Origin of the sequence: Acinetobacter sp. V89_4, assembly GCF_029967875.1 — a bacterium.
Taxonomy (GTDB): Bacteria; Pseudomonadota; Gammaproteobacteria; order Pseudomonadales; family Moraxellaceae; genus Acinetobacter; species Acinetobacter oleivorans.
The window spans coordinates 317335-332571 of the sequence record NZ_JASCAI010000030.1 but is presented as its reverse complement, the minus strand read 5'-3'; the positions used below and the strand labels follow the sequence as shown (position 1 = coordinate 332571).

The 15237-nt window shown below is 39.2% G+C and carries 12 protein-coding genes; 5 read left to right on the top strand and 7 right to left on the bottom strand.

Annotation, left to right across the window (positions count from 1 at the left end; genetic code table 11):
- The first annotated feature begins 263 nt into the window (after positions 1 to 263).
- Positions 264 to 482 (top strand): DUF1653 domain-containing protein, encoded by a 219-nt coding sequence (locus tag QLG01_RS19030; protein WP_262770652.1) that lies wholly within the window; start codon positions 264 to 266, stop codon positions 480 to 482.
- A 45-nt stretch (positions 483 to 527) separates the two neighbouring features.
- Complete coding sequence (locus QLG01_RS19025; protein WP_151987363.1) at positions 528 to 1115, top strand: class I SAM-dependent methyltransferase; 588 nt, start codon at positions 528 to 530, stop codon at positions 1113 to 1115.
- Here QLG01_RS19025 and QLG01_RS19020 read toward each other — a convergent pair.
- The gene (locus tag QLG01_RS19020) at positions 1107 to 2141 is read right to left on the bottom strand and encodes an AraC family transcriptional regulator (RefSeq protein ID WP_282497177.1); all 1035 of its coding nucleotides are present in this window, start codon (positions 2139 to 2141) and stop codon (positions 1107 to 1109) included. The genes QLG01_RS19025 and QLG01_RS19020 overlap by 9 nt on opposite strands.
- A gap of 120 nt (positions 2142 to 2261) precedes the next feature.
- Between QLG01_RS19020 and QLG01_RS19015 the strand changes: the two genes are divergently transcribed.
- On the top strand, positions 2262 to 3455 hold the full coding sequence (locus tag QLG01_RS19015) for an alkane 1-monooxygenase (protein ID WP_282497176.1): 1194 nt from the start codon (positions 2262 to 2264) through the stop codon (positions 3453 to 3455).
- A 50-nt stretch (positions 3456 to 3505) separates the two neighbouring features.
- On the opposite strand, the gene QLG01_RS19010 is transcribed toward QLG01_RS19015, so the two are convergent.
- Together QLG01_RS19010 and ahpC are read right to left on the bottom strand one after the other, a co-directional pair.
- Positions 3506 to 3715, bottom strand: a complete 210-nt coding sequence (locus tag QLG01_RS19010; protein ID WP_004793625.1) for a KTSC domain-containing protein — start codon at positions 3713 to 3715, stop codon at positions 3506 to 3508.
- A 253-nt stretch (positions 3716 to 3968) separates the two neighbouring features.
- Positions 3969 to 4532 carry an alkyl hydroperoxide reductase subunit C gene (gene ahpC, locus QLG01_RS19005; RefSeq protein ID WP_003652649.1) on the bottom strand — a complete coding sequence of 188 codons (564 nt, stop codon included), beginning with the start codon at positions 4530 to 4532 and terminating at the stop codon, positions 3969 to 3971.
- Positions 4533 to 4884: 352 nt separating this feature from the next.
- On the opposite strand from ahpC, the gene hrpA reads away from it, so the two are divergent.
- Both hrpA and QLG01_RS18995 read left to right on the top strand, forming a co-directional pair.
- Positions 4885 to 8742, top strand: coding sequence for an ATP-dependent RNA helicase HrpA (gene hrpA / locus QLG01_RS19000; RefSeq protein ID WP_282497175.1), 3858 nt, complete (start codon positions 4885 to 4887; stop codon positions 8740 to 8742).
- Positions 8743 to 8837: 95 nt separating this feature from the next.
- The gene (locus tag QLG01_RS18995) at positions 8838 to 9944 is read left to right on the top strand and encodes a beta-ketoacyl-ACP synthase III (RefSeq protein WP_013198471.1); all 1107 of its coding nucleotides are present in this window, start codon (positions 8838 to 8840) and stop codon (positions 9942 to 9944) included.
- A 104-nt stretch (positions 9945 to 10048) separates the two neighbouring features.
- Here the strand turns inward: QLG01_RS18995 and QLG01_RS18990 are convergent, their stop codons facing one another.
- The 4 genes from QLG01_RS18990 to QLG01_RS18975 all read right to left on the bottom strand — a co-directional run bounded on the left by QLG01_RS18990 (position 10049) and on the right by QLG01_RS18975 (position 15224).
- The gene (locus tag QLG01_RS18990) at positions 10049 to 11305 is read right to left on the bottom strand and encodes an OprD family outer membrane porin (RefSeq protein WP_282497174.1); all 1257 of its coding nucleotides are present in this window, start codon (positions 11303 to 11305) and stop codon (positions 10049 to 10051) included.
- A 44-nt stretch (positions 11306 to 11349) separates the two neighbouring features.
- The gene (locus QLG01_RS18985) at positions 11350 to 12708 is read right to left on the bottom strand and encodes an aromatic acid/H+ symport family MFS transporter (protein ID WP_282497173.1); all 1359 of its coding nucleotides are present in this window, start codon (positions 12706 to 12708) and stop codon (positions 11350 to 11352) included.
- A gap of 479 nt (positions 12709 to 13187) precedes the next feature.
- Positions 13188 to 14381, bottom strand: a complete 1194-nt coding sequence (gene benE / locus QLG01_RS18980; RefSeq protein ID WP_267531582.1) for a benzoate/H(+) symporter BenE — start codon at positions 14379 to 14381, stop codon at positions 13188 to 13190.
- Positions 14382 to 14438: 57 nt separating this feature from the next.
- Positions 14439 to 15224: a 1,6-dihydroxycyclohexa-2,4-diene-1-carboxylate dehydrogenase gene (locus tag QLG01_RS18975; RefSeq protein WP_252060108.1), complete on the bottom strand. Its 786-nt coding sequence runs from the start codon at positions 15222 to 15224 to the stop codon at positions 14439 to 14441.
- Between the last annotated feature and the right edge of the window lie 13 nt (positions 15225 to 15237).

The window sequence follows — 15237 nt, the reverse complement described above, 5'->3', positions numbered from 1 at the left end:
TTTTACTCCAATGCATCCAAATTCTTTCAATAGATGCATAGTACGTTAAAACACAGAATAGGTGAAACAGTATGTTTTTATAGATTTGATCGGTTTTTTGAATGTTGATTGGCACTTATAAATAATATCAAGAAGTTAAAGTAGAATTTGTCTTTAGGTCATCTTTATTACTCTTTTTTATCTTTTAAAGTGAAAGTGTTTAAAAATTTATATATGTTATATGGCTGTAAAGATTTTATGTCATAACATTAAAAGGTACTTTCATGTCATTGCAACGCGGCATTTATCAGCATTATAAAGGTAATCTCTATCAAGTTTTTTCTGTGGCAAAGCACAGCGAGACTGAAGAGCAACTCGTGGTTTATCAGTGTCTTTATGGTGACTATTCAACTTGGGTACGTCCGCTTGATATGTTTACTGAAACGGTTCAAATTGCTGACGGAAGTATCGTGCCACGGTTCAAGTTAATTCAAAGCACTTAACTCAAACGGTTGTCATATAAAATAACGATTTTAAAGGGTGAAGATATGCCAAATACTTTTTTCTTACAAAGAGTTGCAGATTTATATGACACCTTTAAACGACATGATGCCCAGCAGTCAGATCGCTTGCTACGCTATCGAAATATTGAGGCTGAATCTGCAAAACTTCTGTCGCAATTTATCCGAATGCAGCAAGCCAAATCAATTTTAGAAATTGGTACTTCAACGGGTTATTCTACTCTATGGCTTGCTGAGGCTGCACAATCGACTCATGGAAAAGTAACCACGCTTGAAATTGATGCCAATCGCAGTACCGAGGCGAAACGCCATGCTACGGAACTGGCATTAAATGAAGTTGTTGATTTTTGGATAGGGGATGCCGCTGATTATTTAAAAGAAACTCACGAAACGTTCGATTTTATTTTGTTAGATGCTGAGCGTAATGCTTACGAAAATTATTGGCCCGATTTAAAGCGTCTGATCAAGCCCAAAGGTGGTGTCCTTATTATTGATAAGGTTATTTCACATGCGGCTGAAGTAAGTTCATTCTTATCTTTAATTAAAAAAGATGAAAATTTTATGAGCAGTATTTTGCCGGTAGGGGCTGGTTTAAGTCTGGTAGTTTTAAAGTAGATTCGCTTTCTTGAGATATTCTTGCCGATAAGCTTGTGGACTACAGCCCTGTACTTTATTAAATGCACGGGTGAAATTGGCAGGATTTGAATAGCCCAGTTCATAGGCAATATGGGTAATGGTAAAGGTAGAGTTCTCTAACAAATCAATGGCACGCTCAGTACTGATCTGTTGCTTTAAATTTTGAAATTCAACGCCTTGCTGTTGTAAATAGCGTTGTAAAGTTTTGGTCGAAATATTTAATACTTTGGCACACTCCATTAGGGTTGGGACTTGATTGGCTTGCCGCAACATCATACTAACCCATTCAACAATTTCACCTTGATGATAGATCTTCTGGATTTGTTCCTGACAGCGTTGTTCAACTATTTTTAGACTATGTGCGTCAGCTAGAGGCAAGGGTAGTGCTAATTGTTGTTGATCAATCACCACGCGGATACCTGAAAGCCACGTATAGTTAAAGTGGAAGTTGGCTTTTACTAGGGAAATGTAACGTTCTTGATAGCTCGGCTCTGGAACACTCAAATACACTTGGTAGCGTTGTAATTGCTGACCTGCCAATTCTAACAGGCTGTAGTAAAAGGCCACGGCAATCGCTTCAATATGAAAAGCCAAACATTGCTTATTCATCTGCAAAATCGGTTCAAATAATAGTTCAACCTTTTGCTGATTGGTCGGAAACTGAATGCTGAGCTTAAAACTCGGCATAATCAGTCTAAAATATTGTGCAATTAGCCTAAGTGCATGTTCCAGATTAGGACTGGTCATTAGTGCATAGCCGACCAGACTATGTGAGCTGAGTTTGATATTTTTACCCAGTTCAAAGGCTAAGTCTTGAGTGTTGGGCAGACTTAAACCCATTTCAATAAATTGTTCAATTTGTTGAATCGATAATAATTCTGTTTTTGCCAGTTCTTGCTGGAATGCCGCCAATAAATCATTATCGTATTGATGCGTGCCGATTAAAATTTCAATCAGCCGTAAATAATAACGTGATGGGATAACAGGAATCTGTTGCTTCTGCACAAGAAAAACTCAGCAAAGTCTTAAAATGATAATAGCAAGTCTTAAAATGATAATATAGAGGGACTATGAACGAGCACAATCAATTCAAGCAAAACATTTTGTGTTTGATTGGAGTCTCTAATGAATATGCATACTCAACTGGATGTCGAGCAAGCGACAACAACATTTAAGGATAAAAAACGTCATTTATGGCTATTGGGTTTGGCTGTACCGACCATTGCAATGGGTGGGCTAGCAGGCTATCAATTTGGTCCTAAAAAAACTAAAAAGTTCTTTGCTTCATTTGGGCCATTATTTATTCATGGCGTTATTCCAGCATTAGATAAACTGATTGGGGAAGACAAGGAAAATCCGCCATTAGACGCAATCGCGGATTTAGAAGCAGATCCGTATTACGCTCGCATTGTTAAACTTTTTATTCCTTTGCAATATGCGACCAATATTTATGGGGCATATTTAGCCAGTCGTAAAAATACACCTCTTGCTGATCAGGTTTTACTTGGAACTTTGGTGGGAATGGTTAATGGGATTGCCATTAATACGGCACATGAACTTAGCCACAAGAATGGGCAGCTTGAACATTATTTATCTCATTTAGCCTTAGCGCCTTCCGGTTATAACCATTTCCGAATCGAACACCCTTATGGACACCACCGTCGAGTAGCGACACCTGAAGATCCAGCATCTTCACAATTTGGCGAAACCTTTTGGAAGTTCTTACCACGTACCGTAATTGGCAGCTTTAAATCGGCGATTGAAATTGAAAAAAATCGTTTAGAACGTAAGAAATTGCCTTTCTTCTGTAAGGAAAATGAGCTGATTCATGGCTGGGCAATGTCGGTTGTGTACCATGCAGCCATGTTTGCGAAATTTGGTGCGCGTTCGATTCCATTTCAAGTTACTCAAGCTGCGTATGCAATAACTTTGTTTGAATCGGTGAATTACATTGAACATTATGGTTTAAAGCGTGCAAAGAAAGAAAATGGCCAATATGAACGTACTTTGCCAGAGCACAGCTGGAACAATAATAATGTGGTGACCAATCTGTTCTTGTATCAATTACAACGGCATTCAGATCATCATGCCAATCCAACTCGCAGCTTTCAGACTTTACGTCACTTTGAAGATGCGCCGCAATTACCAGCAGGTTATGGTGCAATGATTTTGCCTGCATTTATTCCATCTTGGTGGTCAAAAATTATGGATGATCGCGTTGTCGAGCACTATAAGGGTGACCTTAGTAAAATCAATATGCATGTTGATGTGAAGGAAAAAATGCTAGAAAAATATATTGGACAAAATGACGCGGCTTAATAGCCAAAAGATATAAAACAGATCAGCCCCAGCGGGCTGATTTTTTATGATTAAGCAGAAATACGGAGTCTATTAAAATGCAGATCAAACTCAAGATATTTGTGAACAAATGCAGTTTTATCATTGGTACGTAACAAATTATTGTAGATAAACTCTGGAACTGGATGGTAGAGCTCACCTGAGCCATTGCTATAGAAGATTTTTAAATAGCGTGAAGAAACATCGTATTTCCAAGAGGTTACAACAACAGATTTTTCCATATAACTACTCCTACTTTTGTTTGATCTTTTAATACATATATAAAGCTCTTTTGTTTCATAATTCGACAGTACTCTAAGTTAAGCAGGCTGACAATTCATAAATGAATATTGCTATAAATTTATAAGTATAAGAATTGTAAAAAATTAGCTATAAAATTTGAGTAGAGAGTAGGGCTTGGATTTATAAAAATAACCAATAAAAAAACCACCCTAAAAAGGGTGGTTTTCAGACGTATTGGTCTAATCTAAAAAATTAGATTTTACCAACTAGGTCGATAGATGGAGCAAGAGTAGCTTCGCCTTCTTTCCATTTAGCTGGGCAAACTTCACCTGGATGAGCGTGTACGTATTGAGCAGCTTTTACTTTACGAAGAAGTTCAGACGCGTCACGGCCGATACCACCAGCGTTGAGTTCAACGATTTGGATTTTACCTTCTGGATCGATAACGAAAGTACCACGGTCAGCTAAACCTTCAGATTCAATAAGAACGTCGAAGTTTTTAGAAAGAGTCCAAGTTGGGTCACCAACTAATGGATATTGGATTTTTTTGATTTCTTCAGAAGTGTCGTGCCAAGCTTTGTGAGTGAAGTGTGTATCAGTAGATACAGCATAAATTTCAACACCAAGTTTTTGGAATTCAGCGTAGTTGTCTGCTAAGTCACCAAGTTCAGTTGGACAAACGAAAGTGAAGTCAGCTGGATAGAAGAATACAACAGACCACTTACCTTTAAGGTTAGTTTCGTTAACTTCAACAAATTGGCCGTTGTGGTAAGCAGTTGCTTGGAATGGTTTAACTTCAGTATTAATCAAGCTCATCATTGTCTCCATGATTGAGGTTTATATTTAAACTTGTTTACGAGATGTAGAATAAATAAAAATTCTTTATTGGGGAAATAGTATTTTTACATGACTAAAATCGGAAAATTGAATAAGTGATAAATTTACGATTTTTAAGTCCCCAAACACTGTATTCGATTTGACTGCAAAAACATGTAAATCAAATGACAGTTATAGTAAAAGAAACTTGCATAACAACATGAAGTCTACTTAGTCAAAATTCAAGGGTAAAATTTTAAAAAATTAAAAATATATAAAAAACCAAGTGTTTTACCTGAAGGGCATTAGAGCGTAAAATAGAGGATTGTTGTATTTTCAGGAAAATTTGTCTGTGCAGAATGATTTAAATATTGATCAGTGGGTAATGGCAAGAGATCGTTACCGTTTAAATCGTTTGCGTAAAGATAAAAAAGCCAATACAGCAGAGATTGAAAAATTATTTGAACAATCGAATGCCAAAGTAAGGCAACGATTTGAACGACTGCCTAAAATCAAACTGAATCAGGAACTACCTGTTTCTCAATATGCTGACCGTTTAATTGATGCGATTCAAAAGTATCAGGTCATTATTGTGGCGGGTGAAACAGGTTCAGGTAAAACCACTCAGCTTCCTCAAATTGCAATGCTAGCAGGTCGTGGCTTAACAGGTATGATTGGTCATACTCAGCCACGTCGTTTAGCTGCACGTAGTGTGTCGCAGCGTATTGCAGAAGAAGTCGGCGAAAAGCTTGGCGAATCGATTGGTTTTAAAATCCGATTTAATGAACAAGGTTCGCAAGATTCGATTGTACGGTTAATGACCGATGGTATTTTGCTTGCCGAGTTAGGCAATGACCGTTTCTTGTCTAAATATGACACGATCATTATTGATGAAGCGCATGAACGCTCACTCAATATCGATTTTATTATGGGTTATTTAAAGCAGTTACTGCCAAAACGCCCAGACCTAAAAGTTATCGTGACTTCGGCAACTTTAGATGTAAATCGTTTTAGTAATTACTTTAATGATGCACCAGTTTTTGAAGTAGAAGGTCGTAGCTATCCGGTTGAAGTGCTTTATCGTCCAATTTCAGAGATGAATATTGGCGGAAGTGATGACGATGAGTTTGATGATTTCGAAGAAAACTTACCTCGAGCAGTTGTACAGGCAGTTGAAGAATGCTTTGCTGATGCCGAAGCAAAAGGTCACCCCGAACATGCCGACATTTTAATTTTCTCAAGTACAGAACAAGAAATTCGTGAGTTGCAGGAAACCTTGCAAAAGTACGGGCCAAGGCATACCGAAATTTTACCTTTGTATGCACGCTTAGCTGTTTCTGAACAGCAAAAGATTTTTAGTCCAGGGGGAAAAGGCCGTCGTATTATTATTGCGACCAACGTGGCCGAAACTGCACTGACTGTTCCAAATATTCGTTATGTGATTGATAGCGGTTTTGCCCGTATTTCTCGTTATAACTACCGTTCACGTGTGCAACGTTTGCCAATTGAGGCAATTTCTCAAGCTGCTGCCAATCAGCGTAAAGGGCGTTGTGGTCGTATTGCGGCGGGTGTGTGTATTCGTTTATATAGCGAAGAAGACTTCTTAAGCCGCCCTGAATTTACCGAACCTGAAATTAAACGGACTAACTTAGCGTCTGTTATTTTACAAATGCAGAGTTTAGGGTTGGGTGAGCTAGAAAACTTTGATTTTATTGAGCCACCAGATTTCCGTCTTGTAAATGATGGTAGGAAGTTGCTGATTGAGTTAGGGGCACTTAACGAGAAGAAAAATGAGCTGACCAAAGTCGGGCAAATGATGGCACGTATGCCAATTGATCCACGTTTGGCCCGTATGATCGTGGGCGGTGCTCATTTTGGCGTACTCAAAGAAATCTTAATTGTGGTAAGTGCTTTAGCTGTTCAGGACCCGCGTGAGCGTCCAGCAGATAAACAAATGCAGGCTGACCAAAAGCATGCTTTGTTCAAAGAAGCCGATTCAGATTTTCTGTTTTATTTGAAACTTTGGGAGACTTTAAATCCTAAAGGTGAAGCAGGGATGTCTGAAAATAAACGACGTCAGTTTGCTAAGCAGAATTTTTTAAGTTGGTTACGTTTACGTGAGTGGAAGCAGACACACCAGCAATTGGTTGAGTTAGCAGAAGGTTTAAAATTAAGCTTTAATGAAAAAGCTGCAAATTATGAAAACTTGCACCGTGCATTGCTGACAGGTTTGTTGTCTTTTATTGCCAATAAAACAGATGAACGCAATACCTTTATGGCGGTGCGTCAGCAAAAGGCTAAAGTTTTTCCAGCAAGTACGTTGCACAAAACCAATACCTCATGGGTGATGGCTTTTGAGATGGTGGAAACCTCTCAAGTGTACTTACGTACTTTAGCCAAAATTGATCCTGAATGGATTTTGCTTGCCGCACGCGACTTATTGAAATATCACTATTTTGAACCACATTGGTCTAAGAAAGCTGGCATTGTAAATGCGTATGCGCAAATTTCACTGTTTGGTTTAATTATTGAGCCAAAGCGTTTAATTAATTTTGAGAAAGTTGACCAGCCTGCTGCTCATGAGATTTTCTTACGCGACGCATTAACCACGGGTAACTTGGGTACGATTCCTCCATTTTTAAAACACAACTTGCTTAAACTTGAAGAAGTAGAGCGAGTTGAAGATAAATTGCGTCGCCGTGATTTAGTGGTCGATGAAGAAACGATTTATCAGTTTTATGCCTCTAAGATTCCTGAAGAAATCGCAAGCCGTCGTAGTTTTGAAGACTGGCGTGCGACGGTAGAAGCAAATCATCCGCGTTATTTATTTATTGAAGATGATTCACTCTGGCTAAATGACAGACCAACAACGCAGCAATTCCCAGATCATCTACACAATGGGCAGCTACGTTTAGCAACGACATATCATTTTGACCCGAGCCACGACGAAGATGGTGCAACTGTTCAAATTCCTGTACAGGCATTGCCTCAAGTTGATGAAAATATCTGGTCATGGGGAATTCCAGGTTGGCGCCAAGATTTAATTGAGGCATTACTTAAAGCTTTACCTAAAGATAAGCGTCGTAATGTCGTGCCTATTCCTGATACTGCTCGCAAGCTCATGCAAGGCATTGATGCAGTACATTTACGTGAACATATTTTTAGTTATTTAGCTTTTGCCTTACGTGGTGAGCAAATTACTGACAAAGATTTCTCGTTTGAACGCATTGATCCATATTTGGTGCCTTTCATTAAAGTTATTGATGAAAAAGGTAAGTTGATTGCAAAAGGCCGCGATTTACCTGAATTAAAAGCGCGTTGCCGTGTGGAAACACATCGTCCGGTTAAACAGCAAAAAGGTGAGTTTAAAAACTTCCCTGAAAACTTTACTTTTGAGGCTTCTCATAAAGTTACGGGCGTTGTAGTAAAGCAATATCAGGCTTTGGTACCTACAAAAACTTTTGCTGAAATTGAAGCTAAAGATGACTCTGGTGTTGTTATACAAACCTTTAATGATCAGGCTGAAGCTATTAAGCAGCATCGTGAAGGTATTATTCGTCTCGTCCATATGCAACTTGGCGATTTGGTTCGCCAGTTGAAAAAGCAGATTTCAAAACCGCTTGCTTTGGCATATTCACCTTTGGGTGATAAAGCTAAGCTTGAGCAGATGTTGGTCTATGCTACGTTGCAAATGGCAATTACAACTTTGCCAATTAATGCAGATGAATTTAATAAACTGCTTGAGCAAGTTAAAAAGCAATTTTTGACCCATGGTCAGCAAGCACTTGAGCAACTAAGTGATATTTATATTCAATGGCAGCAAATTCGCCGTCAGCTTTTAGTGCTTGACCGAGACATATTTGGCCGTAGTGTTGATGATATTGAAGATCAGCTAGATTTAATGTCACTTAGCAATTTTGTTTATTGCCAACCCGTCGATCTTTGGCAGGAATATCCGCGATATTTAAAAGCGCTGCTATTGCGTTTAGATCGATTGCCAAATAATCTACAGCGAGATCATGCCGCTATTGATGATGTCGATCCATGGATGGACAAGGTATTTAAATTCAAAAACGATCCAAAAATCAAAGAATTGTATTTGATGTTGGAAGAATTCCGCATTTCTTTATTTTCTCAACCGATGAAAACCAAGATGCCTATTTCACCAACTCGACTGCAAAAGTTATGGGATCGTTTGGGAATCAGTTAAGATAGATCGGGGTCTGTTTATGTTGTTGTTTAGCCTACAACGCAATTTATAAATGAAAGATTAACAGACCCTATTCATTTTTTTAGGAGTTTTACATGGGCATTCGTATCACAGGTACTGGGTTATTTCACCCAACAGAAATCATTTCTAATGAAGAACTGGCCGACAGTTTAAATGCTTATGTGGAACAATATAACCAAGAGAATGCAGAGAAAATTGCAGCAGGTGAGCTAGAAGAATTACGTGGTTCTAGTGCTGAATTTATTGAAAAAGCGTCTGGTATTAAGCGCCGTTACGTGATTGAGAAATCGGGTATTCTTGATCCAAATCGCTTGCGTCCTCGTTTGTCTGAACGTTCAAATGACGAGCTTTCACTTCAAGCAGAGTGGGGTGTGATTGCTGCAAAGCAGGCAATGGAAAATGCAGGCGTAACTGCTGAAGATATCGATGTTGTGATTTTGGCATGTTCAAACATGCAGCGTGCCTATCCAGCAGTTGCAATTGAAATCCAGTCAGCACTTGGCATTCAAGGTTATGCCTACGACATGAACGTTGCATGTTCAGCTGCCACTTTTGGTTTGAAACAAGCGGCTGATGCAATTCGTTCAGGTGCTCGCCGTGTTTTATTGGTGAACGTTGAGATTACATCGGGTCACCTAGACTACCGTAACCGTGATTGTCACTTCATTTTTGGTGATGTTGCGACGGCTTCTATTATTGAAGAAACGACTACTAAAACTGGTTTTGAAATTTTAGATATTCATTTATTTACTCAATTTTCAAACAACATTCGCAATAACTTTGGTTTCTTAAACCGTAGCGAAGATGCAGTGGTTGACGACAAGTTATTCCGTCAAGATGGCCGCAAAGTATTTAAAGATGTTTGTCCGTTAGTGGCAAAAATCATTAATGCGCAGTTGGAAAAAATGCAGTTAACTGCAAACGATATTAAGCGTTTCTGGTTACACCAAGCCAATGCCAACATGAATGAACTAATCTTGAAATATGTTGCTGGTAAAGAAGCTGATTTAAGCCGTGCACCAATTATTTTAGATGAGTTTGCAAATACCTCTTCAGCAGGCGTTATTATTGCTTTACACCGTACAGGCCACGAAGTAGATAATGGCGAGTATGGCGTGATTTCATCTTTCGGCGCTGGTTATTCAGTGGGTTCGATTGTTGTACAAAAGCATGTTGCTTAAGCTACAAGATTAATTAAAAAACGCTCGTAAGAGCGTTTTTTTATGAGCGAAATAAAATAAAAAAGCAGGCCAAAATTAGCCCGCTTAGATTGAATCAAAAGTTATTAAAACTTTTTTGTGTAGTTTACAAACAAGCGATCTTCGCCAAAATCATTGCCATGTTTAACGTTGTAATCAATACGAATGTATTGCAGAGCAACGCCTTTTAAGAATGGCTGCTGAAATGCATAATTTAAAATCACATTCGACTCAGTCTCGTGGTTTTTCTCGCCATTGGCTGCTTTAAAGTCATGTCCGTAAACATATTTCACCATTGCATTTAGGCCTGGTACATAGTCTTTAAAGTCATAGCCATACATCACATGATAGGACTTTTCGTCTTCTTTAAAAAATCCGGTGGTATTCCAGTTAATGAAATAAGTCTCTGGCAAAAAGCCATCTGGTAGAGGGTAAGCCGATTCACCCATAATTTGTTGGTACCCCAAACCAAAGGTATGATTTTTTACTTTAAGTGTTTCTAACACCCCAATGTTTTGCGCATCAATATCAAAAGTGTTGCCGTCATCTTTTGCATTAAAATATTTAAACTTAGACGTAAGAGCAAAGTTAGGTTGTTTCCAATTATGCTCAAGCCCTACATAGTGTTTGTTGTAGAGGTCTTCTAAATTACCAAAGTAGTATTCGCCCTTGAGTGACGGCGTGAATTGATAGCGCAGATCTAAGTAGTTCAGGCCATCAGATTCTTTGGTAATTCCATTTGCCGTAAAGGAAAACTTTTTAAAATCTTCTTCATTTCGTGGCGACACTTTTTCAACGCGACCAATTTCAGCATAAAGCTGATCTGAAAGTTGTGACTTAAGATTGGTTCCCCAATAAGAGGCAAGCAATTGTCGGCTTGCATCCACAGCTGTTACGGGTAAATCTAGCCAGAGTTCACCGACACTTAAAAGGGTTTTGTCGTAGCCCAGTTTTAAGGTTGCACCGTATTTTAAAAAGTCCGATGCTTGTGACTGAGTTTCTTTATTAAAAGGTAAAACCGTGTCCGCAACATGCTTGTCTGAACTTAAGCGCACGGCGTATTGAACAGAAGCATCAGCCCCAATGGTGATGGGTTTGTCTGCAATTTGCAGCGGAGTGTCATGCATTTTCGATTTATAAAATAAAGATGCTGCCTGAGACCAACTGCCAGTATCTTTTAAGGCATCATTATCAAAATTACGGTTGATATAGGCGTTTTTTAAAGTGAATTTCCATTCATCTTCGGGCTGCTGATTTGGATTTGCAGCGAATGAATTGCCACACATCAACACTAAGGTCGCAAAAGTTAAAGCACATGGCTTAAAGCGGTGTAATAATTCCATAATCCATTTCCAAAAAGATGCGCCAGTCCTCGGCGCATGTATTTTTACTGCTGGGTAAGCGTGTTTTGAGGGTTAAAAGTTGATGGCGTTTGTGCGGCAACAGAGGCTTTGAGATTAACCATAAATATTGCAAGTGCAGCAATCACACCTGGAATTGCAATCGCTAAGAAATTCATTTGGTGAGGAAGCTCAAGAGTGAGTAGGGCTCCGGTTAAAACTGGTCCAATAATCGCGCCAATACGGCCAATTCCAGATGCCCAGCCCATGCCTGTTGAACGAAGTGCCGTTGGATAGAACTGTGCAACGAAGGTGTAGAGTAAGATTTGTGAACCAATTGTGGCGGCACCAGCAATCGCAATCAGGCTATATAAAATAAATTGTGGACTATTGATGCCAAGCAGAATTAAAGCTGCTGATCCCACAATAAACATGATCGTAATAACAGGTTTCAAATGGAATCTGTCTGCTAAAGCACCGCCACCAATTGCACCGACCATACCGCCAATATTAAGTGCAAAGAGGAATAACATGCTCGCACCTAATGAGTAGCCCGCTTGCAGCATGAGTTTAGGTAACCAGCTTCCTAAGGCATACACCATGAGTAAACACATAAAGAAAGCAATCCAGAACATAAATGTGCTGAAGGTACGGCCTTGTTGGAAAAGCGCACGGACAGGTGCATCTGTGGTTGTGCTTTCGTTTAACACCAGTTGTGTATTGACGTTTACCTGCGTTTCTGGCGCAATTTTACAAACAATACTTTTTGCCTGCTCGCTATGGTTTGATTTCACTAAAAAGGTGAGAGATTCAGGCAAAAATTTCCAAATGAGTGGGAGCAATAACAGGGGAATACCCGCAATTAAAAACATGATTTGCCAGCCCATATCTTTAACCAGCCATGCGCCGAGTAGTGCTGATGTCATGCCGCCAATTGCATAGCCACTAAACATGATTGCGACCAATGTACTGCGAATTTTTTTAGGGGCGTATTCGGTCATAAGCGCGACGACGTTTGGCATAACGCCACCAATCCCAAGACCTGCGATAAAGCGCAAAATAGCAAACTCTGTTGGTCCTTTGGCAAAGGCACCCATAAAGGTAAATCCGCTAAATAAGGTGACACAAATCAGGATGGTTTTTTTACGTCCCAGTTTGTCTGAAAGTGTGCCGAAAATCATGGCACCAAACATCATGCCGAATAGAGCGGCACTGGCGAGTAAACCAGCTTCTACCGCAGTTAATGACCATTGCTGCATTAACAGAGGAAGAGCAACCCCATAAATAACTAAATCATATCCATCAAAAATAATAATAAGTAAGCACCAGATTAAAACTTTCCAATGAAAAGATGTAAAACTAGCTTTATCAATTAACTCATTAATATTAACCTTGCTCATATCCATTTCCTTCACCTCCAATTTGTGAAGCATCGCGTTATTTTTTAATAAACTATTTTGTTATTGGATTAGAGTCAAAAACCTAATTGATATATCTTTATGTCTTTAAGGTATTGTGCTTTTATTGGTTTAATTATTTGAAAAATATGTATTTATTTTTATTGCTTTAGTTGGTTATGTTGTGTCTTTAAAAGGGAGTTAAATATTGTATTATGAGAATTTTAAGGATTTTATAGATGTTTTTTTATAGATTTTATTGATGATAATCACAGCTAAAAATATACCTAAATTTATATTATGAGTTGAAGTAAAAATATAAAAACAAAATACTAAAGTCTATTATTTGATTATTTTATAAATTGATCTTAAAAATGAAATTTAATCTATATTCAATAAAAAATCGCAAAATCAGAATTAGCAAATTATTTGCATCCTGATTTGGCGATTGAGGCTTTATTTTAGTGGCGGGTGCTTAGATAAAAAACTTAATTTGTGGCTGAAGTTGAACGTGGTGTGAGAATGAAATGGGCGATTACACCAATACAAATACCCCAAAAGACTGAGCTTAATCCAAGAAAATGCATGCCCGATGCTGTGGCTAAAAAGGTAATAAGAGCAGCGTCACGTTGACTGTCATTTTTCATGGCAACAGAAATATTGGTGGCAATTGCTCCAAGCAAAGCTAAACCTGCCAGTGCTGCCACCAACTCTTTAGGAAGTAAGCTAAATAGCATGACAATACTGCCAGCAAATAAGCCTCCTAAAATATAAAAAATCCCGTTGGCGATTCCTGCGATGTAACGTTTTTCTTTCAGTTCATGTGCATCTTTGCCCATACATAAAGCAGCGGTAATTGAGGCAAGCACAATCGTAATACCGCCGACACAGGCAACGGCTAAAGAGGCAATACTAGTGACAGTAATAATGGGTTTGGCTGGGGTGTCGTAACCGCTGAGTTTCATAATCGCCATACCTGGTAAAAACTGACCAGTTAGACTGACTAAAATGAGCGGGACAGCGAGGTTCAGTGTTGAGTTCCATGTCCATTCTGGGCTAATCCACTGTGGAATAGCTAAACTAAAACTCACATCAACCGGATTCATCTTGCCTAAAATGAGGCTTAATAAAACTCCGGCAGCTAACACCCAAATCATGGTGTAGCGCGGCATTAAACGTTTGGCAATTAAAAAGACAATGAGCATGCTAAAGACAATAAAAGGCATGCTATCAGACGCGGTAAATAGACCAATACCAAATTGAAAAAGAATACCTGCCATCATGCCGGCAGCGACGTCTTGCGGAATCCACTTCAGTAACTTGTCGAAATAACCAGTAATGCCAATTAAAAAAATAACGATGGCAGAAGTAATATAGGCGGCTACCGCTTCATTCAACGAGACATTGGGAAATAGGGTAACTAACAGGGCGGTACCCGGTGCAGACCATGCGGTGATGACAGGAGTTTTATATTTAATCGAAAGATAAATACCTGAAACAGCGGCACCAATTGAGATTCCCCAAATCCATGACACCATCATATCGGTGGACACATGGGCACGCTGAGCAGCTTGGAAAAAAATAATCAGTGGGCCTGAGTAAGAAATTAAAACCGCGAGAAAGCCCGCAACTGTTGCTGATATGGACCAGTCATTTTTTAATGTCTTGAACAGGGTTGCCATGTGTGATTGCCTCCATGCAAATCATATTATTTACCCAATCATATAAAAAGATCAGGGTTAACCCTGATCTCCACCTCCGACTGAAATAACCGAGCCAGTCATATATGATGCTTCGTCTGATGCAAGAAATAAAATTGCATTTACTTGTTCTTGAATTGTGCCATAACGGCCCATAAATGTTCGATCTATGGTTTGATCAACCACTTGCTGCATCCAGTCTTTTTCATTTTGACTTAGCGGATTAGCATTACGTGGTACTTTGCGAGGTGGTGCTTCTGTTCCGCCAGTCGCAACAGCATTGACTCGAATTCCATCTTTAGCATGTTCAAAAGCAAGCGATGCTGTTAAAGCATTTACACCACCTTTAGATGCTGAGTAGGGAATACGGTTAATACCACGGGTTGCAATTGAAGATACATTTACAATCACACCCGACTGTTGCTTAATCATTGTGGGTAACACAGCGCGGCAACACCATAACGTTGGAAACAACGAGCGATTCACTTCCTTAATGATCTCTTCTTCAGAAAACTCTTCAAAAGGTTTCATCCAGATCGCGCCGCCTACATTATTAATCAGGATATCTACCCGACCATAGTGTTCAATGGCTTTTGCAAAAACTGCTTGTGCACCTGCATATGTTTCAAGGTCAGCATTAATCGTGACAGCATCACCGCCTGCACTCTGAATTTCTTTGAGAACTTCTTCAACATATTCAGAGCGGTCAGCCATGATGACTTGGCCGCCTTCAGCTGCAACTTGTAGTGCTACGCCACGGCCAATACCTTGGGCACTACCTGTGACAATCACCACTTTATCGGTAAATCTTTGACGGTTTGACATAGATAACTTCTCC

Coding starts and splice junctions, on each gene's coding strand:
- QLG01_RS19030 (WP_262770652.1), top strand. CDS start 264: ATGTCATTGCAACGCGGCATTTATCAGCATTATAAAGGTAATCTCTAT.
- QLG01_RS19025 (WP_151987363.1), top strand. CDS start 528: ATGCCAAATACTTTTTTCTTACAAAGAGTTGCAGATTTATATGACACC.
- QLG01_RS19015 (WP_282497176.1), top strand. CDS start 2,262: ATGAATATGCATACTCAACTGGATGTCGAGCAAGCGACAACAACATTT.
- QLG01_RS19010 (WP_004793625.1), bottom strand. CDS start 3,715: ATGGAAAAATCTGTTGTTGTAACCTCTTGGAAATACGATGTTTCTTCA.
- ahpC (WP_003652649.1), bottom strand. CDS start 4,532: ATGAGCTTGATTAATACTGAAGTTAAACCATTCCAAGCAACTGCTTAC.
- QLG01_RS18995 (WP_013198471.1), top strand. CDS start 8,838: ATGGGCATTCGTATCACAGGTACTGGGTTATTTCACCCAACAGAAATC.
- QLG01_RS18990 (WP_282497174.1), bottom strand. CDS start 11,305: ATGGAATTATTACACCGCTTTAAGCCATGTGCTTTAACTTTTGCGACC.
- QLG01_RS18985 (WP_282497173.1), bottom strand. CDS start 12,708: ATGGATATGAGCAAGGTTAATATTAATGAGTTAATTGATAAAGCTAGT.
- benE (WP_267531582.1), bottom strand. CDS start 14,381: ATGGCAACCCTGTTCAAGACATTAAAAAATGACTGGTCCATATCAGCA.
- QLG01_RS18975 (WP_252060108.1), bottom strand. CDS start 15,224: ATGTCAAACCGTCAAAGATTTACCGATAAAGTGGTGATTGTCACAGGT.